The 21,372-nt window shown below is 58.4% G+C and carries 21 protein-coding genes; 14 read left to right on the top strand and 7 right to left on the bottom strand.

All coding sequences use genetic code 11. From position 1 onward, the window contains the following. Positions 1–17 precede the first annotated feature (17 nt). Complete coding sequence (locus J2Y56_RS03410) at positions 18–398, top strand: RidA family protein (protein ID WP_003229509.1); 381 nt, start codon at positions 18–20, stop codon at positions 396–398. Between the two features lie 57 nt (positions 399–455). After that, a complete protein-coding gene (locus J2Y56_RS03415) occupies positions 456–1,196 on the top strand; it encodes a hypothetical protein (RefSeq protein ID WP_007943116.1) in 741 nt (246 codons plus the stop codon). Positions 1,197–1,352: 156 nt separating this feature from the next. Here the strand turns inward: J2Y56_RS03415 and J2Y56_RS03420 are convergent, their stop codons facing one another. After that, the gene (locus J2Y56_RS03420) at positions 1,353–2,210 is read right to left on the bottom strand and encodes an SDR family oxidoreductase (RefSeq protein ID WP_310348636.1); all 858 of its coding nucleotides are present in this window, start codon (positions 2,208–2,210) and stop codon (positions 1,353–1,355) included. Between the two features lie 189 nt (positions 2,211–2,399). Here J2Y56_RS03420 and exbB point away from each other — a divergent pair, with 189 nt between their 5' ends. The 6 genes from exbB (at position 2,400) to J2Y56_RS03450 (ending at position 9,318) form a co-directional block, all read left to right on the top strand. Beyond that, positions 2,400–3,374: a tonB-system energizer ExbB gene (gene exbB, locus J2Y56_RS03425; protein ID WP_007943114.1), complete on the top strand. Its 975-nt coding sequence runs from the start codon at positions 2,400–2,402 to the stop codon at positions 3,372–3,374. A 6-nt stretch (positions 3,375–3,380) separates the two neighbouring features. Further along, positions 3,381–3,809: a TonB system transport protein ExbD gene (exbD, locus tag J2Y56_RS03430; protein ID WP_007943113.1), complete on the top strand. Its 429-nt coding sequence runs from the start codon at positions 3,381–3,383 to the stop codon at positions 3,807–3,809. After that, entirely contained in the window at positions 3,806–4,555 is a 750-nt protein-coding gene (locus J2Y56_RS03435) for an energy transducer TonB (protein ID WP_007943112.1), read from the top strand. The genes exbD and J2Y56_RS03435 overlap by 4 nt, the downstream gene beginning before the upstream one ends. A 265-nt stretch (positions 4,556–4,820) precedes the next feature. Then, entirely contained in the window at positions 4,821–5,750 is a 930-nt protein-coding gene (locus tag J2Y56_RS03440) for a hydrogen peroxide-inducible genes activator (RefSeq protein WP_007943111.1), read from the top strand. Between the two features lie 9 nt (positions 5,751–5,759). Next, positions 5,760–7,835 carry an ATP-dependent DNA helicase RecG gene (gene recG, locus J2Y56_RS03445; protein ID WP_310348637.1) on the top strand — a complete coding sequence of 692 codons (2,076 nt, stop codon included), beginning with the start codon at positions 5,760–5,762 and terminating at the stop codon, positions 7,833–7,835. Between the two features lie 79 nt (positions 7,836–7,914). Continuing rightward, positions 7,915–9,318, top strand: coding sequence for an HDOD domain-containing protein (locus tag J2Y56_RS03450; RefSeq protein WP_310348639.1), 1,404 nt, complete (start codon positions 7,915–7,917; stop codon positions 9,316–9,318). Positions 9,319–9,415: 97 nt separating this feature from the next. Here J2Y56_RS03450 and J2Y56_RS03455 read toward each other — a convergent pair whose 3' ends face one another. Beyond that, complete coding sequence (locus J2Y56_RS03455; RefSeq protein WP_007943108.1) at positions 9,416–9,805, bottom strand: hypothetical protein; 390 nt, start codon at positions 9,803–9,805, stop codon at positions 9,416–9,418. 482 nt (positions 9,806–10,287) lie between these two features. On the opposite strand from J2Y56_RS03455, the gene J2Y56_RS03460 reads away from it, so the two are divergent. Beyond that, on the top strand, positions 10,288–10,668 hold the full coding sequence (locus J2Y56_RS03460; protein WP_150780197.1) for a DUF6124 family protein: 381 nt from the start codon (positions 10,288–10,290) through the stop codon (positions 10,666–10,668). Positions 10,669–10,960: 292 nt separating this feature from the next. On the opposite strand, the gene J2Y56_RS03465 is transcribed toward J2Y56_RS03460, so the two are convergent. The 4 genes from J2Y56_RS03465 to J2Y56_RS03480 all read right to left on the bottom strand — a co-directional run bounded on the left by J2Y56_RS03465 (position 10,961) and on the right by J2Y56_RS03480 (position 15,295). Further along, a complete protein-coding gene (locus J2Y56_RS03465; RefSeq protein WP_310348643.1) occupies positions 10,961–12,817 on the bottom strand; it encodes a P-loop NTPase fold protein in 1,857 nt (618 codons plus the stop codon). Between the two features lie 668 nt (positions 12,818–13,485). Then, entirely contained in the window at positions 13,486–13,761 is a 276-nt protein-coding gene (locus J2Y56_RS03470; RefSeq protein ID WP_003213368.1) for an HU family DNA-binding protein, read from the bottom strand. Between the two features lie 193 nt (positions 13,762–13,954). After that, positions 13,955–15,103 carry an FAD-dependent oxidoreductase gene (locus J2Y56_RS03475; protein WP_310348645.1) on the bottom strand — a complete coding sequence of 383 codons (1,149 nt, stop codon included), beginning with the start codon at positions 15,101–15,103 and terminating at the stop codon, positions 13,955–13,957. Positions 15,104–15,124: 21 nt separating this feature from the next. Continuing rightward, positions 15,125–15,295, bottom strand: coding sequence for a rubredoxin (locus J2Y56_RS03480; RefSeq protein WP_007942683.1), 171 nt, complete (start codon positions 15,293–15,295; stop codon positions 15,125–15,127). A 200-nt stretch (positions 15,296–15,495) separates the two neighbouring features. Between J2Y56_RS03480 and J2Y56_RS03485 the strand changes: the two genes are divergently transcribed. Further along, on the top strand, positions 15,496–16,047 hold the full coding sequence (locus J2Y56_RS03485) for a chorismate lyase (RefSeq protein WP_007942684.1): 552 nt from the start codon (positions 15,496–15,498) through the stop codon (positions 16,045–16,047). Beyond that, on the top strand, positions 16,047–16,937 hold the full coding sequence (gene ubiA, locus J2Y56_RS03490) for a 4-hydroxybenzoate octaprenyltransferase (RefSeq protein ID WP_310348647.1): 891 nt from the start codon (positions 16,047–16,049) through the stop codon (positions 16,935–16,937). Before J2Y56_RS03485 ends, ubiA begins: the two co-directional genes overlap by 1 nt. A 150-nt stretch (positions 16,938–17,087) precedes the next feature. Here ubiA and J2Y56_RS03495 read toward each other — a convergent pair whose 3' ends face one another. After that, positions 17,088–17,480 (bottom strand): hypothetical protein, encoded by a 393-nt coding sequence (locus J2Y56_RS03495; RefSeq protein ID WP_150779635.1) that lies wholly within the window; start codon positions 17,478–17,480, stop codon positions 17,088–17,090. Between the two features lie 152 nt (positions 17,481–17,632). Between J2Y56_RS03495 and phoB the strand changes: the two genes are divergently transcribed. The 3 genes from phoB to J2Y56_RS03510 all read left to right on the top strand — a co-directional run bounded on the left by phoB (position 17,633) and on the right by J2Y56_RS03510 (position 21,209). Then, the gene (phoB, locus tag J2Y56_RS03500) at positions 17,633–18,322 is read left to right on the top strand and encodes a phosphate regulon transcriptional regulator PhoB (RefSeq protein ID WP_150779634.1); all 690 of its coding nucleotides are present in this window, start codon (positions 17,633–17,635) and stop codon (positions 18,320–18,322) included. Positions 18,323–18,458: 136 nt separating this feature from the next. Then, positions 18,459–19,745 (top strand): phosphate regulon sensor histidine kinase PhoR, encoded by a 1,287-nt coding sequence (gene phoR / locus J2Y56_RS03505; protein WP_310348657.1) that lies wholly within the window; start codon positions 18,459–18,461, stop codon positions 19,743–19,745. A 123-nt stretch (positions 19,746–19,868) separates the two neighbouring features. Beyond that, positions 19,869–21,209 carry a hemolysin family protein gene (locus J2Y56_RS03510; protein ID WP_007942690.1) on the top strand — a complete coding sequence of 447 codons (1,341 nt, stop codon included), beginning with the start codon at positions 19,869–19,871 and terminating at the stop codon, positions 21,207–21,209. Positions 21,210–21,372 lie beyond the last annotated feature (163 nt).

Genomic DNA, 21,372 nt, shown 5'->3' on the forward strand with positions numbered 1-21,372 from the left:
CCTACAAGGAGTCATTCATGACCAAGACTGTTATCACCAGCGACAAGGCCCCGGCCGCCATCGGTACTTACTCCCAGGCGATCAAGGCTGGCAACACCGTTTACATGTCGGGTCAAATTCCTCTGGACCCAAAAACCATGGAGCTGGTTGAAGGCTTCGAAGCCCAGACCGTCCAGGTGTTCGAGAACCTCAAAGCCGTGGCCGAAGCTGCTGGTGGTTCGTTCAAAGACATCGTCAAACTGAACATCTTCCTCACCGACCTGAGCCACTTCGCCAAGGTCAACGAGATCATGGGCAAGTACTTTGACCAGCCTTACCCTGCCCGCGCTGCCATCGGCGTAGCGGCCCTGCCAAAGGGTTCGCAGGTTGAGATGGATGCCATTCTGGTCATCGAGTAATACGTCCGGCGCAGTCCTCTAATGGCTGCGCCGATCCTGCCTTGAAAGGATTCCACCATGCGCCATGCGCTAGCTCTCTCGCTGGTCGCCCTGTTCTTGGGCGGTTGTGCCAGTAACCCTGCCGACCGTGATATCAGCGGCACCTGGATCAATCAGGTGGCAATCGATGCCGCTGCCAAAGGCGGTCCCCTGCGCGAAGCGCTCCAGGCCTATGGTCCGAACCTGGAATGGGACATCAACACCAAAGCCGGTCAGGCCCGCTACACCAATGGTTTTGAAAACGTCGACGGCAAGCTGCTGGGCGAAAAATCCGGCGCATGGAAAATTGATTTTTACGGCAGCTCCGGCAGCGAACTGAAACGTGACGGCAAGCAACTGAGCCAGTCCGAAACCGAGAACGAGTCGGAGCAGGTTTTCGACCGCGCGCAGGTCCAGGTACCGGAGGGCGCACCGATTGGCGCGAGCTTCGAACGTGCGCTGTACACGGCCTACATGGGCGGCAGCTGGAAAGTTCTCAACGGCAATGGCGAAGGCGGCACGGTCCAGTTTCAAGCTGACGGCCAAGTGATTGGCCTGCCCGGCGCTGACCGCTATGCCCTGTGCCTGGCGGGCGACTGCGCCTCCATGAGCGGTGGCAACGACAGCCTGTGGTTACAACTGAACGGCCAAGGTAGCCCATGGATTTTTGCCCGCAAAGGCAAAGAGCTGGAAATTTTCCAGGCAGTCAACACAGCCCAGCAGGATGAACAGCCGACCTACATGCCGGGTGATCGCAAGTGGTTGCTCGAAAAGCAGTAACCCGACCTCAGCTACAACGATGATCAGTGTGGGAGCGGGCTTGCCCGCGATAGCAATGTACCAGTCACCATAGATGTTGACTGAACTGACGCCATCGCGGGCAAGTCGAATCGTCGTAGCGCCGCTCCCACAGTTGTTTTTTTGGGGGGCTGGAGGTTAGTCGCGGCCTTCAAGGATCGCGGCATAGCCTTCGCGATAGCTTGGGTACTTCGGCGTCCAGCCCAAGGCCTTTGCCCGGGCATTGCTGCAACGCTTGCTGCCCGTACGCCGCACGGTCGCATCGTCATCCCACTCCGTCACACCCAGATACTCACGCAACCAGCCCACCACTTCCGCCAACGGTGCGGGGGCGTCGTCGACGCCAATGTAGATGTCATCCAGCGTCTCACCCCGACGATCCGCCTCAAGCAAATACGCCATCAATCCCGCCGCGTCGTCGGCGTGAATGCGATTGCCGTACAAAGGCGGATCTACGGCCACGCGATACCCTCGCCGCACCTGCGTCAGCAACCACTCGCGACCCGGACCGTAAATGCCGGTCAAGCGCACGATGCTCGCCGGGATGCCGCTTTCGAGTGCGACCTGCTCGGCCTCCAGCATCAACCGACCTGAATAACCTGCGGGAACGGTGGGCGAGGATTCGTCGACCCACTCGCCATCCTGCTGGCCATACACACTGCTGCTGGAAACAAACAGCAGTCGATCCGGCACCTGCCCGTAATCGTCCAGCCACTCCAGCACATGCTTCAACCCCTGCACATAAGCGGCGCGATATCCGGCTTCATCGTGGTCGGTGGCCGCCGCGCAATACACCAGGTAATCCACCGCGCCGACTGGCCAGGTCTCTGGACAGTCCTCGTTGAACAAATCGCCGGCAACGCCAATGACGCCCTCGGGCAAGCGTGAGACGTCACGTCTCAGGCCATGAACCTCCCACCCCAAAGCCACCAATTGCGTGGCCAGACGACTGCCGATATCACCGCAACCGGCGATCAAAACTGAGGGCGTGGACATCAGAAAACTCCCATCGGAAAGAGACAGACTAGCGCCAGCAATGGACGAGCGGCTAGCAATGCAAGAAAAAAAGAGACTCTATTACTTTTGTTAACAAGAATTACTTGCAATAATGCACGCCACTTTTGTTCTCGGCCTCACGAGGTCTGGAAGAACATTAACCGTCTTTTTCTCTCAGGTCCGGCCAGCATGACACGCAATCAATTCTCCGCTTCGCCAACCAAACGCCCTCGCGCCTGGCATGCAGTGGCTGCTCTGTTGCTCAGTCTGATGCTGGCACCGACCGCCGCTTTCGCTGACGCACAAGCGCCCGCCACACCAGCCACCGCCGTGGCTCCAGCGCCAGCCGATCCTGCCGTTGTCGCCCCAGTCGCCACTCCTGCCGCCACTGATCCGGCTCAAGCTGTTGCTGCTGAAGACGTTCCTGAGGTGCTCGAAGCCGACAACACCTTGGGCATGGCCCACGACCTGTCGCCATGGGGCATGTATCAGAATGCCGACATCATCGTAAAAATCGTGATGATCGGTCTGGCCATCGCCTCGATCATCACGTGGACCATCTGGATCGCCAAGGGTCTTGAGCTGATGGGCGCCAAGCGTCGTCTGCGCAGCGAAATCGTCCACCTGAAAAAAGCCACCACACTTAAAGAAGCCAGCGCTTCGGCAACCAAGGAAGGCACCCTCGCCAACCTGCTGGTCCACGACGCCCTGGAAGAAATGCGCCTGTCGGTCAACAGCCGCGAGAAAGAAGGCATCAAGGAACGTGTTGCGTTCCGCCTTGAGCGCCTGGTGGCGGCCTGCGGTCGCAACATGAGCAGCGGCACCGGCGTTCTCGCCACCATCGGTTCCACCGCGCCGTTCGTGGGTCTGTTCGGTACCGTGTGGGGCATCATGAACAGCTTCATCGGCATCGCCAAAACCCAGACCACCAACCTCGCTGTCGTGGCTCCCGGCATCGCCGAAGCCCTGCTGGCGACGGCGCTGGGTCTGGTTGCAGCGATCCCTGCCGTGGTGATCTACAACGTCTTCGCCCGCTCAATCGCAGGTTATAAGGCACAAGTCTCCGACGCCTCGGCTGAAGTCCTGCTGCTGGTCAGCCGTGACCTCGATCACCTGCCGACCGCTGAGCGCTCCACGCAACCGCACATGGTCAAAGTAGGGTAATCCGCCATGGGCTTGCATTTGAAAGAAGGCGCAGACGACGATCTGGCCGAGAACCACGAAATCAACGTCACGCCGTTTATCGACGTGATGTTGGTGCTGTTGATTATCTTCATGGTGGCCGCCCCGCTGGCCACCGTGGACATCAAGGTCGACCTGCCCGCCTCCACCGCCAAGCCGGCACCACGCCCTGAAAAGCCGGTGTTCCTCAGCGTCAAGGCTGACCAGCGCCTGTTCCTCGGCGAAGACGAAGTGAAAGCCGAAGCACTCGGCGCCACACTCGATGTCAAGACTCAGGGCAAGAAAGACACGACGATCTTCTTCCAGGCCGACAAAGGCGTGGATTACGGCGACCTGATGAGCGTGATGGATAACCTGCGTTCTGCCGGTTACCTGAAGGTGGGTCTGGTCGGGCTCGAGTCGGCAGTCAAGAAATGATCACGACGCGCCATAAGCTGACGCGTTACAGCGGGAGCCTGGCCGTGGTGCTGGGCGTTCACGCACTGGCCATCGCGCTGGCACTGAACTGGTCCTCGCACCCGCCGATCGAATTGCCGCCGCAGGCCATGATGGTCGAGTTGGCGCCGGTTCCGGCACCGCCACCGCCCGCTCCGCCAAAGGTCATTACGCCGCCGCAGCCTCCGGCCCCGGTGGAAGAGCTGCCGATCCCGAAACTGGCTGAAGCGCCCAAGGCCGAGATTGCCGTGCCCAAGCCGGTCAAACCCAAGCCCAAGCCGCAACCGCCCAAGCCTGTGGAGAAAAAGCCGGAGCCGCCGAAGGAGAAGCCGTCCGAGGAGAAACCGAGCGAGGCGCCACCGACCAATGCGCCGACGGAGAAATCCGCACAACCGGCACCGGGTCCATCCGCCGCGCAGCAAGCCGCCAAGGCCAGCTGGCAAGGCACTCTGCTCGCTCACCTGGCCAAGTACAAGAAGTACCCGGCCAGTGCGCAGGCGCGGGGCAAGGAAGGCATGAACCGCCTGCGCTTCGTAGTGGATGCCGAAGGTAACGTGTTGTCGTTCGAGCTGGTGGGCGCCTCTGGTACTGCCGATCTGGACCGGGCCACCCTGGAAATGATCCGCCGCGCCCAGCCACTGCCCAAGCCACCGGCCGACATGCTGACCAACGGCGCCATCGAAATCGTTGCACCGTTTGTTTACTCACTGGAAAAACGCCGGCGTTAAGTCACCGACAAACCCAAGTGGGAGCGAGCCTGCTCGCGAAGAGGCCATTACATTCAACATCTTCGTTGACTGTTACACCGCCTTCGCGAGCAGGCTCGCTCCCACAGGGTCATACAGCAGCCATAAAGGCACCGAAAGGTGCCTTTCGTGTATCTGGCAACGTCAAACACGCATTACCCGGTGTCACTCAGCACACTCACTCTGATAACGTGCGTCTATCGATTGCAGCCGTTATGCTTGGCGCGCAACTACATGGACGCTTGCTATGACTCTGACAGAATTACGCTACATCGTTACCCTCGCCCAAGAGCAGCATTTCGGCCACGCGGCCGAGCGTTGCCACGTCAGTCAACCGACCCTGTCGGTAGGCGTGAAAAAGCTTGAAGACGAACTCGGTGTGCTGATTTTCGAGCGCAGCAAAAGTGCCGTGCGCCTGACCCCGGTCGGTGAAGGCATCGTGGCCCAGGCGCAGAAAGTCCTGGAGCAAGCCCAAGGCATCCGCGAACTCGCCCAGGCTGGCAAGAACCAGCTGACCGCCCCGCTGAAAGTCGGCGCGATCTACACCGTCGGTCCGTACCTGTTTCCGCACCTGATTCCACAACTGCACCGGGTCGCCCCGCAGATGCCGTTGTACATCGAAGAAAACTTCACCCACGTGCTGCGCGACAAACTGCGCAACGGCGAGCTCGACGCAATCATCATCGCCCTGCCGTTCAACGAAGCCGACGTCCTGACCCTGCAGCTCTATGACGAGCCGTTCTACGTCCTGATGCCGGCCCAGCACCCGTGGACGCAAAAAGACTCCATCGACGCCAGCCTGCTCAACGACAAGAGCTTGCTGTTGCTCGGCGAAGGCCACTGCTTCCGCGATCAAGTGCTGGAAGCCTGCCCGACCCTGGCCAAAGGCACCGACGGCGCCAAGCACACCACGGTGGAGTCCAGCTCCCTGGAAACCATCCGCCACATGGTCGCCTCGGGCCTCGGCATCTCGATCCTGCCGCTGTCGGCCGTCGACAGCCATCACTACGCCCCCGGCATCATCGAAGTGCGCCCACTGACACCACCGGTGCCGTTCCGCACCGTGGCCATCGCCTGGCGCGCCAGCTTCCCGCGCCCCAAAGCCATCGAGATCCTCGCTGACTCCATTCGCCTGTGCTCGGTGGCCAAGCCGTCCGCGCCGGTTGTTGCGGCTTAAGTCGCTGTCATGAGCGAGTTGTCGCAAGTGTCGGTGACGGCACTCAAGGGTGTCGGCGAGGCCATGGCCGAGAAGCTGGCCAAGGTCGGTCTGGAGAACCTTCAGGACGTGCTGTTCCACCTGCCGCTGCGCTATCAGGACCGCACCCGTGTGGTCCCGATTGGCCATTTGCGACCGGGGCAAGACGCCGTGATCGAAGGCACCGTCAGCGGCGCCGACGTGGTTATGGGCCGTCGCCGCAGCCTCGTCGTGCGCCTGCAAGACGGCACCGGCGGGCTCAGCCTGCGCTTCTACCATTTCAGCAACGCGCAGAAAGAAGGCCTCAAACGCGGCACGCGGATTCGCTGCTACGGCGAAGCGCGGCCCGGTGCCTCCGGGCTGGAAATCTATCACCCGGAATACCGCGCCATCACCGGCGACGAACCACCGCCGGTGGATGAAACCCTGACCCCGGTGTACCCGCTCACCGAAGGCCTGACCCAACAGCGTTTGCGCCAACTATGCATGCAAACCCTGACGATGCTCAGCCCCACCAGCCTGCCCGACTGGCTGCCGACCGAACTGGCGCGCGACTACCAACTCGCGCCGCTGGCCGATGCCATCCGCTACTTGCATCACCCGCCCGCCGATGCCGACGTCGACGAACTCGCCCTCGGTCATCACTGGGCGCAGCACCGTCTGGCCTTCGAAGAACTGCTGACCCACCAACTGTCCCAGCAGCGCCTGCGCGAGAGCATGCGTTCCCTGCGCGCACCGGCGATGCCGAAAGCCACCCGGTTGCCGTCCAGGTACCTGGCCAATCTGGGCTTCGCACCGACCGGCGCACAACAACGGGTCGGCAACGAAATCGCCTACGACCTGAGCCAGCACGAGCCGATGCTGCGCCTGATTCAGGGCGACGTCGGTGCGGGCAAAACCGTGGTCGCCGCCCTCGCCGCACTTCAGGCACTGGAAGCCGGTTACCAGGTCGCGTTGATGGCGCCCACCGAGATCCTCGCCGAGCAGCACTTCATCACCTTCAAACGCTGGCTCGAACCACTGGGCATCGAAGTCGCGTGGCTGGCCGGCAAGCTCAAGGGCAAGAACCGCGTGGCCGCACTGGAACAGATTGCCAGCGGCACGCCGATGGTGGTCGGCACACACGCACTGTTCCAGGACGAAGTGCAGTTCAAGAACCTGGCGCTGGTGATCATCGACGAACAACACCGCTTCGGCGTGCAGCAGCGCCTGGCGTTACGCCAGAAAGGCGTCGGCGGACGGATGTGTCCGCACCAGCTGATCATGACCGCCACACCGATTCCGCGCACGCTGGCCATGAGCGCCTACGCCGACCTCGACACCTCGATCCTCGATGAACTGCCGCCCGGTCGCACGCCGGTCAACACCGTGTTGATCACCGATACGCGGCGCGTGGAAGTCATTGAACGGGTGCGCGGTGCCTGCGCCGAAGGGCGTCAGGCCTATTGGGTGTGCACGCTGATTGAAGAGTCGGAAGAGCTGACCTGCCAGGCCGCCGAGACCACCTATGAAGACCTCACCGCCGCCCTCGGCGAGTTGAAGGTCGGGTTGATTCACGGGCGCATGAAGCCGGTGGAAAAAGCCGCCGTGATGGCCGAGTTCAAAGCCGGCAACCTGCAACTGCTGGTCGCCACCACCGTGATCGAAGTCGGTGTCGACGTGCCGAACGCCAGCCTGATGATCATCGAAAACCCCGAACGCCTCGGCCTCGCGCAATTGCACCAGTTACGCGGCCGTGTCGGTCGCGGCAGCGCAGCCAGCCATTGCGTGCTGCTCTACCATCCGCCGCTGTCGCAAATCGGTCGTCAGCGCCTCGGAATCATGCGTGAAACCAATGACGGTTTTGTCATCGCCGAAAAAGACCTCGAACTGCGCGGCCCCGGTGAATTGCTCGGTACTCGCCAGACCGGCCTGCTGCAATTCAAGGTCGCCGACCTGATGCGTGACGCCGATTTATTGCCCGCCGTACGCGACGCCGCCCAAGCGTTGCTGGAGCGCTGGCCGGACCATGTCAGCCCATTGCTCGACCGCTGGCTGCGCCATGGGCAGCAATACGGACAAGTGTGAGCATCGACATAAGTAGTGGACCATACCGTTAAACAAGCTGGTTATACTCCCGCAAACTGTTTCAATACGGATACAGACGATGACTGAAGCTGCCCTCGCCCCGGAAACAACCCTGCACGCTCCGTCTGTAATTCGGCTGCTGCTGGGCAAACTGGGCATTGCCTACGAAGAAGTACTGGACCGCCACGGCCTGAAGGCCTCGCGCAAAGTGCAGGCCGTTCTGGTGGAAGACGCGGTCGGTGCCTTGATGGTGTTGTTCCCGCAAAGCCAATTGCTGGACCTCAATCGCCTCGCCGAACTGACCGGCCGCCACCTCACCGCCGTGCCGACTGAACGCCTGGTAAAAATGCTCGGCAAACACAGCCTGAGCCTGCTGCCCGGCCTGCCGGCGCTGACCACGTCGCCGTGCCTCTACGAAGAAAGCCTGCTGCGCGAACCGAAGTTGCTGATCAACTCGGGCGAGCCGGGGCTGCTGCTGGAAATCACCAGCGAAGACTTCAAAACCATGCTGACCAAGGCCAGCGCCGCCAATTTCGGCGAGAACCTGACCAGTATCCGCCCGAACCTCGACCGCCCCAACGATGACCGCAAGGAAATCACCCAGGCCGTCCAGGCCTTCACCGCGCGGCGCATCCAGCAACGCCTGGAAGAGACCATCGAGATTCCGCCGCTGGCCGAGACCGCGCAGAAAATCATCAAACTGCGCGTCGACCCCGATGCCACCATCGACGATATCACCGGCGTGGTCGAAACCGACCCGGCGCTGGCCGCCCAAGTCGTCAGCTGGGCCGGGTCACCGTACTACGCCTCGCCGGGCAAGATTCGTTCGGTAGAAGACGCGATTGTGCGGGTGCTGGGTTTCGACCTGGTGATCAACCTGGCGCTGGGCCTGGCCCTGGGAAAAACCCTGAGCCTGCCCAAAGACCACCCGCAACACGCCACGCCGTACTGGCAGCAGTCGATCTACACCGCTGCCGTCATCGAAGGCCTGACCCGCGCCATGCCGCGCGCCCAGCGCCCGGAAGCCGGCCTGACCTACCTCGCCGGCCTGCTGCACAACTTCGGCTACTTGCTGCTGGCCCATGTCTTCCCGCCGCACTTCTCGCTGATCTGCCGCCACCTGGAAGTCAACCAGCACCTGTGCCACAGCTACGTGGAGCAACACCTGCTCGGCATCAGCCGCGAACAGATCGGCGCGTGGCTGATGCGCCACTGGGACATGCCCGAAGAACTGGCTGTCGCCCTACGCTTTCAACACGACCCGCATTACGACGGTGAGTTTGCCGAGTACCCGAACCTCGTCTGCCTGACTGTGCGCCTGCTACGCGCTCGCGGCATCGGCTCTGGTCCGGATGAAGACATCCCGGATGCCCTGCTCGAACGCGTCGGCCTGAGCCGCGAAAAGGCCAACGACGTGGTCACAAAAGTGCTTGAAGCTGAAGTGCTGCTGCGTGAACTCGCTTCGCAGTTCAGCCAAGCCTAAAAGCAATCGCGGGCACGCCACGCTCCCACAGTGATCACCTAAATCCCTGTGGGAGCGAGCCTGCTCGCGATGAATCCAACTCGGTCCACCCGCCCAGTCAAACCTTGGCGGTAGCCTTTGCCTTCCTAGGCTTCAAATACTTGGTCAGCCCCTGAAACCAGATCACCAACGCCGGATTCCCCTTGATCTGAATCGACTTGTCCTGAATCCCCGTCATAAACGCCAACTGCTTGTTCTTCGCCTGCATCGTGGCAAAGCCATACGCCGCATCTTTAAACGCAATCGCAAACGCCGGCTCGGCATACACGCCCGACTTGCTGGTAATCCGCTGGTCCTTCACAAAGAAATGCCGCGACACCTTCCCGTCCAGGGTCTGCAACTGAAACACCAATTCCTTGTCACCCAACTGCTGCTGAAACGCAGGATTAGTCCGGCTGGCCTTACCCATCAACAAACCCAGCATCCACAGAAGAAAACGAAATTTCATGCGCACAGCCTCAAGAGAAAAATGAACGGCCAGCGCAGTGTAGCGACTTCGGACGATAACGACAGCATCGCGTTACGTTAGAAGAAGATGACGCGCTTTTTGACGCTGATGACTACCAAGTCATTGACGAAACGTCTTTGTTTAAAAGCGTGGAAGATTTGATCTTTATACGCTCGATGCTATCGGAAGTTTCCTTCAACACGTGGGGTTGTTCGTGAACTAGGCAGCTTTGCGCTCGACCGATAGTCTCTGTGGGTCGCCGCAAAATCGGTGACACGGACGTACAAGTCCGATCTGGAACTCATTCGTTATGGCTATTGGCCGAGCATTTTCTTATGCTCGCGAATCGTTATGGCAGCTGTGTATGGGAGACCTTCGGGTCTGCCGGAGTTCCGGACCGGTCTTGCACACCTATGCACAGTTGCCACCTCTTTCGAAGTGCGAGCGAAACGGTGTCAGCTCCAATTACCGGAAGATATCTAATGATCAAGCCAACACCGAATCCCCCAGAACACGAAGACACATCCCCCTACGAATCATTCGATTCGAAGAAATTTCACGAAGCCGCAGAACGCGCCCTCAACCACCATTTCGCCCCGCCATCCGAGAAGCCCAAGCCTCGCAAAGGCAACCTCTTCACCGTCTCCGCCGACATCGACACCGAAGCCCTCCTGGCCAACGCTTCGGAGGACCTGCTGTCAATCAGCGCTATCGCCGCCAACCTGGCCGACGACGTGGACGGTGCACGGCGCTCCTTAGCCTTGGCGCTAAGCAGATTGGCGGATGGGGTTCGGTTGTTGGTGGAGCGAGCGCTGGACCACATTGACTCGCCGAATCCGGCGGAGCATAGGGCGAAGGGGTAGCGAAACCGCGAATATAAAAGGGGACTTGGTGTCCCTTTTTTGAATATTTGGAAATTCGATTTTATGTGACTAGCCGCAAGCCGTTTAGACCCAATGGAACTTCCTCGTAACCGCAAGGCAATATTCTGAAGAAGCCGCATGCCCATGACCGGCAGAGAACGGCCAACAGCAGACGGTCACGACCGGCCGATAGCTACCGGTGGCGACAGACAGTCGCAAAGGGTCGCTATCGGCTAGAAAAGAAATTTGTAGAGCGAGGATTGACTCATGTCGAAAATCTCGTGTTCTTACCCTATAACTTAGAGCTGGTTTCAGATGGCAAGTCCTCAAGCGCTATATTTATTGACCGAGCTATAATCTCCTTTAAACAGTGACCGGACAACTTTCCTGAGCGAGCGCTAATTTCCCTCTCTAAGAGAGTCCTGACAGCCACAATCCATTCTCGCTCTTTGATAATTTCGGTTGTGTTTTTATTTTTGTAACGCTCTCTAAAAAATTGGCAGGCACTATCAAGATCATCCGCCTTGAGCTCTGACAAAGCTTCGGCGAAGTCGGAAGGGGCGATACTTAATAAAATTGGAACATCATGATAGGTGCCAACCCCGTAGTTTGAGCGATGGAGCTTGTGAGAAAAGTCGGATGGCGCAGTTTTCAAAAGCGATAGCAACTCAGACCCTATGGTAGGAAAAGTATCAATATAAGCTTCCTGCTGCTGCCGCTTTAGGTACTTGCAAAAGTCGCGAAACTCCTCTCGCTCATAAAGCAAATACCCCATCCCCATTGCCGACTCGTCATCACGAAAGCCAGTTAAAGGTTGCTGGTTAAAATGTCCGCCTTTTCTGAGAGTGTCAACGCAGTTTTTGGCTGTGACAGTAACGCTATCAATACTCTTGTTTAGAAGGCCGCTATCAGAGAAAAATAGCATCATCCCCAGAACATGTTTTATCTCTTGGGGAGCAATAAATTGCACTTTTTGAAACTGATCCCAAACCTCAGAAACCAACATACTAAATTCATCATCAGTGTGGCCTCTGAAGTTCCATAGCCGTACCCAGTTTGGCGAGCTCTCGGATACCAGATATTTAGAATTTTTCAACTGACCAGAAATCACCTCCGCATCAATAATTCCATTGCCTAGTATATCGATCCAAACTTCTTGTTCTATAAAAATGTCGTATGTATCAAAATCCCTATACTTTTCAACTAGTTTTGTAGATAGTGGCTTCTCAAGATTGTGCTCTGGATTATTACGTTTTTCCGCCACGGCATATTCAATCCATTGTTTCTTTAAATTGTTAATGTCGCTGGCAATCATTTCTCCATGTCGAATTTCAATTGTAAACATAAGGAAAAGGCGTAAGAAATGCGCCATCAATTCAGTTGATTGTGTCACTTCCCCTGGTAGCTTGCGCTCGAGACGTGCGAAATCGAGCAGTGCCTGTCGTAGATGGCGCAGGTTCTTGTAATTAGAATTGGCGTACGTCTCTTTTATTAGTTTTCGATGAAATTCATAAAACGGTTCTAAATTTGCGTCGGCGATGAACAAATCTAAAGCATCATCAACTTGTGGTGTGATTTCGAAAGTCTTACCAACTAGTTTTTCCTTGATTGCTTTGTAATCCTTGTCTTTTAAGAGCTCATCCTCGTTCGCAACCAAAATTACTTTGTAGTTTTGATGTTCGACAAAATGGTTTATATAGCCAAGTAAGTCGGGCAGCTTTATCGAGCAGCGCTCAACATCATCAAAAATCAAAACGAGGCCAGATGTGTTCTTGAGATATTCTGGTAGATTTAGGCCGGGGATGGATGCGCTGGCCGAGCCATCATCCTTTCCGTCTAAATTCCAGTCTACTTTGACAGTTGCTTTCAGCGCGCCTTTGAGGATTTTTCCTGCAATCTCCATTCCTTTATTTGACAGCACTGGATGAAGCTTTCTGTAGAACTCATATTCGATTGCTGAGAAAGAGTTAAGCCCATATAGGCTTACGTAGAGCTCGCGCCCTTTTTTTTCTCTAACGGCTTTGATTAGCTTTTCTACAAACCATGTTTTACCTGAGCCCCATGTCCCCTTGAGAAGCAGAGCGTATTGCGGGGGAATAGGAGAAAAGCAGTATTCAAGTGCGAAGTCATGAACGTGAGAGTTGGTCATGCAAACCTCGCCTAAGCTGTTAGCTGAAAGTGGACAATCTTACAATATCTCCATGACCCGAATCGCGTCAGAGTTCGTGGGCTAAAGACTGCTACTGGCCGCTCTCTGCCGCTCGCCTCTTGTACGTGCATTCGTCAACATAGTTAAGTCGTACAAATATTCGTCAGTCAGGGTCTCAATCCTGCGCTTGATGATAGCTGTGCGTAGGGATCCCTTGGGCGCGCCGATTTCTTAACTCGTCGGTCTACTAACCTGCATAGAGCTGCCTCCATTTCATTTACTAGTGTACTGATCGCAGCCCCTCTCAGAGAAAGCTAAGACATGTTCAAAGTCACACTCAACCCGCCGAACAGCAAAGCAAGAAAGAGTTTGCCCACATGGCATTAGCTACCTAAGGATGAGCCGGAGCTGGTGGCGATTTTGCCAAGCAAAGAAACCGCGTCGATTGACGTGTAGGCGCCAGTTTGCTGGCGATGGCGGTATGTCAGGCAACTTCAATGTTGATTGATAAGCCGCTATCGCCAGCAAGCCGGCTCCTACAACGCTCATAAGTTGCCCGATCCGCAGGCGACCGGCATGACCTTCGCGACCATAAAAAATGGGCACCCAACCTCGTTGGCGTGCCCATTTTTTGTCCCGCTCACCCGCTACGCGGGAGTCGGTGCGTGTTACGGATTAACGCTGTCTTTCAACGATTTGCCTGGCTTGAAGGCAACCGTGTTGCTGGCCTTGATTTTGACGGGCTCACCGGTTTGCGGGTTTTTGCCTGTGCGGGCACCGCGGTGGCGTTGCAGGAAGGTACCGAAGCCCACCAGCGTGACGCTGTCCTTGCGATGCAGAGCGCCGGTGATTTCTTCGAGAACGGCGTTGAGAACGCGATTGGCCTGTTCTTTGGTGAGGTCTGCTTTTTCAGCAATTGCTGCGGCGAGTTCTGGTTTACGCATATTAGTGAAGCCCCTTTGACGGTTTTTTGTTGTTATGTCCGTGCTGCTCTCTGCGGAGCAGCGCCCAAGGTGCCGCAGTGCTCTACTCTGCGGCAGACGGGAGTGAGGATGGCACGCACGGAGGAGCCGCGCCAGTATCGGCGCGTGCTTTGTAGGGACAAAAGCGGGGTGATTCCGACAGAACGACCGCTATTTACGCCAGCAGTGCCGGAAGCTCTTTGTTGAGGGCCAGTTTTTCCATAACGGCGGTGCCAGTCAGGGCATAACCGAGCAGTTTTCCGCTGGCATCGCGGCATAACACTTTGATGTCGGCGCCCTGCCCTTCGACCGTCCAGACGCCCTCTCTGCCCCGTGGCGGCGGTGATACCACCAACGGACACACCGGGGTTTTTACGGTGATCGGCATCGGGCCGTAGTTCACTGGCGTAGGGTTTCCAGCCAGCGTCTGGGCCAGCGCTCTGGCGCAGCTCATCAGCGGCATGACGTACAGCAGATTCAGCCCGTCGACCTCGGCGCAGTCGCCCAGCGCGTAGATATTGTCATGGGAGGTTTTCAGGTGACGGTCGACCACCACGCCACGGTTGACCTGCACACCGGCTGCGGCCGCCAAATCGATACGCGGGCGCAGGCCAATGGCCGAGACCACCACGTCGCAAGGGATCACCTGACCATCGGACAGATGCGCTTCCAGGCCATCCGTCACGCGCTGCAAGCGATTGAGCACCGGGCCGAGGTGAAACCGGGCACCGAGGCTTTCCAGCCCGTCCTGAACGGCGGCCGCCGCTGCCGGGTGCAACAGGGTCGGCATGACCTGTTCGCACGGCGCAACGAGTTGCACCTCGTAGCCGCCAAGGCTCAGGTCATTGGCGAACTCGCAGCCAATCAAGCCGGCCCCGAGCAACAGCACCCGACGCTTGCCGGCCGCAGCCGCCCGAAAGCGCGCGTAATCTTCCAAATCGTTGATCGGGAACACGCAATCCGCTGCGTCGCCTTCGATCGGCACTCGCACGGTTTCCGCGCCCCAAGCCAGGATCAGGTCACGGTAAAACACCGCTTCCTCACCAATCCACAAACGCTTGTGACCTGGATCGATACCGCTGATGCGCGTGTGCGTGCGCACTTCGGCTTTCAACTGCTCGGCCATTGCACCGGGCTCGGCCATGCTCAGGCCGTCGGCGTCTTTGTTTTTGCCGAAACCGGTGGACAGCATCGGCTTGGAGTAAGAACGTCCGTCATCGGCGGTAATCAATAACAACGGGGTTTCGCTATCCAGTTTGCGAAACTCCCGGGCCAGGTTATAGCCAGCCAGCCCGGTGCCGACGATCACGACAGGTGCGTTCATTCCTTACTCCTCTAATTATTTTTAAGCAGCGATTTCGATCATTTCGAAATCCATCTTGCCCACGCCGCAGTCCGGGCACAGCCAGTCTTCCGGTACGTCTTGCCACAGTGTGCCCGGCGCAATGCCGTCGTCCGGCCAGCCGTCGGCTTCGTTATAGATCAGGCCACAGACCACACATTGCCACTTTTTCATTGGGTTCCTCCTCAGGATTCAGGCGTATTGCCGGCGCGAACGGTCGATGGTTGAAACGCTGCCGTCCGGCTCAGGGCGTTTTGTACTGATCGGGCCCGATAGATGCAAGCCTGTTCGGCGCAACGGCGCCCCGGATCAATCAAAATCGCTGACTGACATGGTAAGCTCACCGCCTCATTTGCTGCCAATAATGACTCACTGTGCCGCACTCAATATCCCCGCTGTGGCTCCCCCAAAGCCAACTCACGCCCCTCCCCGACGCGTCTACCCTCGACTGGCTGTTCGACGAAGGCTCCCTGACCCGACGGCTGATCCGTTTGTCGAATGACCGTTTCAGCGTCACGCCTCTGTTTGAAGGCTGGCAACCGCTGCGTGCCGATGAATGTGTTGCGCTGGATCTGGCCGAAGACAGCGAAGGCTGGGTACGCGAGGTTTATCTGCGTGGTCATGGTGAGGCGTGGGTGTTTGCCCGCAGCGTGGCGGCCCGCAGTGCGTTGCAGGGCGACGGTTTGCACATGGACGAATTGGGCAGCCGCTCGCTGGGGGAATTGCTGTTTTGCGATCACGCCTTCCAACGCCGCGCGATTGAGGTTTGTCACTATCCTCAGGCGTGGCTGCCGATGGAGTCCCGGGCATCTGAACTGTGGGGCCGCCGCTCGCGATTCGACCGTGGCGCCTTGAGCGTACTGGTGGCCGAAATCTTCCTGCCGACCTTGTGGAGCGCCACCCGCGCCCATCCGGAGAATTGCTGATGTACCAGAGCCTGCTCAAGTCCTTGAACCGCTTGAACCCACGGGCCTGGGATTTCGTTCAACTGACGCGCATGGACAAGCCCATCGGCATTTATCTGCTGCTGTGGCCGACGTTGTGGGCGCTGTGGATTGCCGGGAAAGGCTCGCCGTCCTTGGCCAACGTGGTGATTTTCGTCCTCGGCGTGGTGCTGACCCGCGCCGGCGGCTGCGTGATCAATGACTGGGCGGACCGCAAGGTCGACGGCCATGTGAAACGCACCGAGCAGCGGCCCTTGGTCAGCGGCAAGATCAGCTCCAAAGAAGCCCTGGTGTTCTTCGCCCTGCTGATGGGCATGAGCTTTTTGCTGGTGCTGTGCACGAATGCGGCAACGGTGTGGCTGTCGTTCGGCGGTTTGGCCCTGGCGTTCACTTATCCGTTCATGAAGCGTTACACCTATTACCCGCAAGTGGTGCTGGGTGCTGCGTTTTCGTGGGGGATGCCGATGGCGTTCACCGCCGAAACCGGTGAATTGCCTGCCGCCGCGTGGTTGCTGTGGATCGCCAACCTGCTGTGGACCGTGGGTTATGACACCTATTACGCGATGACCGACCGTGACGATGACCTGAAGATCGGCGTGAAATCCACGGCGATCCTGTTTGGCGATGCGGACCGGGTGATCATTCTGACCTTGCAGGGGTTGGCCCTGGGCTGCCTGTTGCTGGCCGGGTCGAAATTCGAACTCGGCGGCTGGTTCCACCTCGGCTTGCTGGCGGCGGCGGGCTGTTTTGCGTGGGAATTCTGGTACACCCGCGACAAGGACCGGATGCGCTGCTTCAAGGCGTTTTTGCACAATCACTGGGCGGGTTTGGCGATTTTCGTCGGGATTGTGCTGGATTATGCGTTGCGTTGACGGACACACTTTGATGTAGCAGCTGGCGCAGCCTGCGTCCGGCGGCGCAGCCGTCGTAAACCCTGAGTCCGCAGTTCATCTGATACACCGCGTGAGCAGACTTTACGACGGCTGCGCCGCCGGACGCAGCCTTCGGCAGCTGCTACAGGCTTACATCTTCGGCCCGGAGTTTGTGATGACGTGCCAGACGTCTTTCATCTTGTCGCCCGTTTTTTCTCCCGGGGCCTTGTCCTTGACGAAGTAGTACAGTGGCTTGCCATCGTAGGCCCACTGCATCGTGCCATCGTCACGTTTGATGACGGTCCACTTGCCTTCAGGTTTCGCTCCCGCCTCCGCCATCAGCGGTGGCCAGTTTTCCGCGCATTGACCGGTACACACCGACTTGCCCCCCGTGTCCTTGTCGAAGGTATACAAGGTCATGCCTTTATGGTCGGTCATCACCCCGTCTTTCATCATTGCAGGTTCAGCCGCGAAGGCCATGGATGGCAACGAAAACGCAGCGACCAGCAGCAAAGCCTTGAAGGATTGCGAGATTTGCTTCATGGAAACCTTCCTTTTGTGGTTGTCAGGATTCGGACTTAGAGCTTAGTCCAGGTTCATGACAATCGCCGCGCGGCTAAAATACTGTCACACGACTGCAATAATTCCGTTATCTAATGCGGCGCAAGACAGTTAAATGACAAGAGGACTAAGGCATGGTTGGCAGGAGCATTCTGATCGTCGACGACGAAGCGCCCATTCGCGAAATGATCGCCGTTGCGTTGGAAATGGCCGGCTATGACTGTCTGGAAGCCGAAAACTCCCAGCAGGCCCACGCCATCATCGTTGACCGCAAGCCGGACTTGATCCTGCTCGACTGGATGCTGCCCGGCACCTCCGGTATCGAACTGGCCCGCCGTCTCAAGCGCGATGAGCTGACCGGGGACATCCCGATCATCATGCTCACCGCCAAGGGCGAAGAGGACAACAAGATCCAGGGCCTGGAAGTCGGCGCTGATGACTACATCACCAAACCGTTTTCCCCGCGTGAGCTGGTCGCTCGCCTCAAAGCCGTACTGCGCCGTGCCGGTCCAACCGATGGCGAAGGGCCGATTGAAGTCGGCGGCTTGCTGCTGGACCCGGTCAGCCACCGCGTGACCATCGACGGCAAACCGGCGGAAATGGGCCCGACCGAATACCGCCTGCTGCAATTTTTCATGACCCATCAGGAACGTGCCTACACCCGTGGCCAGTTGCTGGATCAGGTCTGGGGTGGCAATGTTTACGTCGAAGAGCGCACCGTCGACGTGCACATCCGGCGTCTGCGCAAAGCCCTCGGCGATGCCTACGAGAATCTGGTACAAACCGTGCGCGGTACGGGTTACCGGTTTTCCACAAAAGCATAGAAGCAGCGGCAAGCTTTAAGCTAAAAGCGGCAAGGAACAGCCAAGCCGCTCTGACTTGAAGCTTGCAGCTTGAAACTTGAAGCTGCGTTAAGGACGCCCCTTGAAACAAAACTGGCATGGCACCCTGATTCGCCACATGCTGTTGCTGGTCACCGGCTGCCTGGTGATCGGCCTGATTACCGGCTACTACGGCTGGAGCCTCGCCGCAGGACTGGGTCTCTATTTGGCCTGGACGCTCAAGCAACTGCTGCGCTTGCACGAATGGCTGCGCCAGCACTCAGCCGACGAAGCACCGCCCGATGGCTATGGCCTGTGGGGCGAGGTGTTCGACAGCATCTATCACCTGCAACGCCGCGACCAACGGGTGCGTGGGCGTCTGCAAGCGGTGATCGACCGGATCCAGGAGTCCACCGCCGCGCTGAAAGACGCGGTGGTCATGCTCGACAGCGACGGCAACCTGGAATGGTGGAACCGCGCCGCCGAAACCCTGCTCGGCCTCAAGACCCCGCAAGACAGCGGCCAGCCGGTGAGCAACCTGGTGCGCGATCCGCGCTTCAAGGAATATTTCGAGCAGGGCAGCTACGCCGAACCGCTGGAAATCCCCTCGCCGACCAATGATCGCGTGCGCATTCAGCTGTACATCACTCGCTACGGCAACAATGAACACTTGATGCTGGTGCGCGACGTTACGCGCATCCATCAGTTGGAACTGATGCGCAAAGACTTCATCGCCAACGTCTCCCATGAACTGCGTACGCCGCTGACGGTTATCTGCGGCTATCTGGAAACCCTGCTCGACAATGCCGAGGAAGTGAATCCGCGCTGGACCCGTGCCTTGCAGCAAATGCAGCAACAGGGCGGGCGCATGCAAACGTTGCTCAATGACTTGCTGCTGCTGGCCAAACTGGAAGCCACTGATTACCCGTCGGACAACCAGCCGGTGGCCATTGAAGACTTGTTGCAGTCAATCAAAGGCGACGCCCAGCAACTGTCCGGCCAGAAAAACCAGCGCATCACCCTTGAAGCCGACCCGACGGTTCTGCTCAAGGGCAGCGAAGCGGAACTGCGCAGTGCGTTTTCCAATCTGGTGTTCAACGCGGTGAAATACACCCCGGCCGAAGGCAATATCCGCATTCGCTGGTGGGCCGATGAGCAAGGTGCGCACCTGAGCGTGCAGGATTCCGGGATCGGCATCGATACCAAACACCTGCCGCGCCTGACCGAACGTTTCTACCGCGTCGACTCCAGCCGCAACTCCAACACCGGCGGCACCGGTCTGGGCCTGGCCATCGTCAAACATGTGTTGCTGCGCCACCGCGCACGGATGGAGATCAGCAGTGTGCCGGGCCATGGCAGCACCTTTACCTGCCACTTTGCCCCCGCTCAAGTGACCAAATCGCAAGTTCTCAAGACCGTTGACTGATACCGGCCGGCACAGGCCACTAGGCAATCGCCGAGTCAGCCGCTACATTGGCTGACTTGTGCCTGCCCTTCAGGCATCGCATTTATCCCCTTTTTGAATACACGGAACCCGCAAAACTCCATCATGGACCCTTCCCCTGGCTTGACCCTCGCAACAATATTCGCCGATTTCGGCATGATTCTTTTTGCTCTGATCCTGGTTTTGCTCAACGGATTCTTCGTTGCGGCCGAATTTGCCATGGTCAAACTGCGCTCGACCCGGGTTGAGGCCATCGCGGACAAAAACGGCTGGCGCGGGCATATCCTGCGCACCGTTCACAGTCAGCTCGATGCCTACCTCTCGGCGTGCCAGCTGGGTATCACCCTCGCCTCCCTCGGCCTTGGCTGGGTCGGTGAACCGGCGTTCGCGCACATCCTCGAACCGATCCTGGAAGCGGTCGGCGTGCAGTCGGCCGAAGTGATCAAAGGTGTGTCGTTCTTCGCCGCGTTCTTTGTCATTTCGTACCTGCACATCGTCGTCGGCGAGCTGGCCCCGAAATCCTGGGCCATTCGTAAACCCGAACTGCTGTCGCTGTGGACCGCCGTGCCGCTGTACTTGTTCTACTGGGCCATGTACCCGGCGATCTACTTGCTGAACGCCAGCGCCAACACCATCCTGCGGATCGCCGGCCAAGGTGAGCCCGGCCCTCATCACGAGCATCATTACAGCCGTGAAGAGCTGAAACTGATCCTGCACTCCAGCCGTGGCCAGGACCCGAGCGACCAAGGCATGCGTGTTTTGGCCTCGGCCGTGGAAATGGGCGAGCTGGAAGTGGTCGACTGGGCCAACTCCCGGGAAGACCTGGTGACGCTGGAGTTCAACGCACCGCTGAAAGAAATCCTGGCGATGTTCCGTCGCCACAAGTTCAGCCGTTACCCGGTGTACGACAGTGACCGCCAGGAGTTCGTCGGCCTGCTGCACATCAAGGACCTGCTGCTGGAACTGGCGGCACTGGACCATATCCCCGAGTCGTTCAACCTGGCTGAATTGACCCGTCCGCTGGAGCGCGTATCGCGGCACATGCCGTTGTCGCAGCTGCTGGAACAGTTCCGCAAGGGTGGTTCGCACTTCGCCGTGGTGGAAGAGGCCGATGGCAACATCATTGGCTACCTGACCATGGAAGACGTACTGGAAGTGCTGGTCGGCGATATTCAGGACGAACACCGCAAGGCCGAGCGCGGGATTCTCGCGTACCAGCCAGGCAAACTGCTGGTGCGCGGTGATACACCGCTGTTCAAGGTCGAACGCCTGCTGGGCATCGACCTGGATCACGTCGAAGCCGAAACCCTCGCCGGGCTGGTCTACGAAAGTCTCAAGCGGGTGCCGGAAGAGGAAGAAGTACTGGAAGTCGAAGGTCTGCGGATCATCATCAAGAAGATGAAAGGGCCGAAGATTATTCTGGCCAAGGTGTTGATGCTGGATTGATAGGCTGACCTGAAATCGAGTCGATCCCATCGCGAGCAGGCTCGCTCCCACAGGTGTTGCGCAATTCCCTGTGGGAGATTCTATGTTGCAGGGGAACCCTGCAGCCGTAAATTCGGCTGGTATTCGCTCTGGTTTTTCATGAGGGCGAATGCCACCCGACACA

This window comes from Pseudomonas sp. BE134 (assembly GCF_031456105.1).
Taxonomy (GTDB): domain Bacteria; phylum Pseudomonadota; class Gammaproteobacteria; order Pseudomonadales; family Pseudomonadaceae; genus Aquipseudomonas.

Excerpts from the sequence above, each read along its gene's own strand:
- J2Y56_RS03460 (WP_150780197.1), top strand. The coding sequence starts at position 10,288 with ATGATCAAGCCAACACCGAATCCCCCAGAACACGAAGACACATCCCCC.
- J2Y56_RS03455 (WP_007943108.1), bottom strand. The coding sequence starts at position 9,805 with ATGAAATTTCGTTTTCTTCTGTGGATGCTGGGTTTGTTGATGGGTAAG.
- phoR (WP_310348657.1), top strand. The coding sequence starts at position 18,459 with ATGCTGTTGCTGGTCACCGGCTGCCTGGTGATCGGCCTGATTACCGGC.
- J2Y56_RS03475 (WP_310348645.1), bottom strand. The coding sequence starts at position 15,103 with ATGAACGCACCTGTCGTGATCGTCGGCACCGGGCTGGCTGGCTATAAC.
- J2Y56_RS03440 (WP_007943111.1), top strand. The coding sequence starts at position 4,821 with ATGACTCTGACAGAATTACGCTACATCGTTACCCTCGCCCAAGAGCAG.
- J2Y56_RS03480 (WP_007942683.1), bottom strand. The coding sequence starts at position 15,295 with ATGAAAAAGTGGCAATGTGTGGTCTGTGGCCTGATCTATAACGAAGCC.
- J2Y56_RS03495 (WP_150779635.1), bottom strand. The coding sequence starts at position 17,480 with ATGAAGCAAATCTCGCAATCCTTCAAGGCTTTGCTGCTGGTCGCTGCG.
- J2Y56_RS03465 (WP_310348643.1), bottom strand. The coding sequence starts at position 12,817 with ATGACCAACTCTCACGTTCATGACTTCGCACTTGAATACTGCTTTTCT.
- exbB (WP_007943114.1), top strand. The coding sequence starts at position 2,400 with ATGACACGCAATCAATTCTCCGCTTCGCCAACCAAACGCCCTCGCGCC.
- J2Y56_RS03420 (WP_310348636.1), bottom strand. The coding sequence starts at position 2,210 with ATGTCCACGCCCTCAGTTTTGATCGCCGGTTGCGGTGATATCGGCAGT.
- J2Y56_RS03510 (WP_007942690.1), top strand. The coding sequence starts at position 19,869 with ATGGACCCTTCCCCTGGCTTGACCCTCGCAACAATATTCGCCGATTTC.
- J2Y56_RS03435 (WP_007943112.1), top strand. The coding sequence starts at position 3,806 with ATGATCACGACGCGCCATAAGCTGACGCGTTACAGCGGGAGCCTGGCC.
- exbD (WP_007943113.1), top strand. The coding sequence starts at position 3,381 with ATGGGCTTGCATTTGAAAGAAGGCGCAGACGACGATCTGGCCGAGAAC.
- J2Y56_RS03470 (WP_003213368.1), bottom strand. The coding sequence starts at position 13,761 with ATGCGTAAACCAGAACTCGCCGCAGCAATTGCTGAAAAAGCAGACCTC.
- J2Y56_RS03415 (WP_007943116.1), top strand. The coding sequence starts at position 456 with ATGCGCCATGCGCTAGCTCTCTCGCTGGTCGCCCTGTTCTTGGGCGGT.
- phoB (WP_150779634.1), top strand. The coding sequence starts at position 17,633 with ATGGTTGGCAGGAGCATTCTGATCGTCGACGACGAAGCGCCCATTCGC.
- recG (WP_310348637.1), top strand. The coding sequence starts at position 5,760 with ATGAGCGAGTTGTCGCAAGTGTCGGTGACGGCACTCAAGGGTGTCGGC.
- ubiA (WP_310348647.1), top strand. The coding sequence starts at position 16,047 with ATGTACCAGAGCCTGCTCAAGTCCTTGAACCGCTTGAACCCACGGGCC.
- J2Y56_RS03410 (WP_003229509.1), top strand. The coding sequence starts at position 18 with ATGACCAAGACTGTTATCACCAGCGACAAGGCCCCGGCCGCCATCGGT.
- J2Y56_RS03450 (WP_310348639.1), top strand. The coding sequence starts at position 7,915 with ATGACTGAAGCTGCCCTCGCCCCGGAAACAACCCTGCACGCTCCGTCT.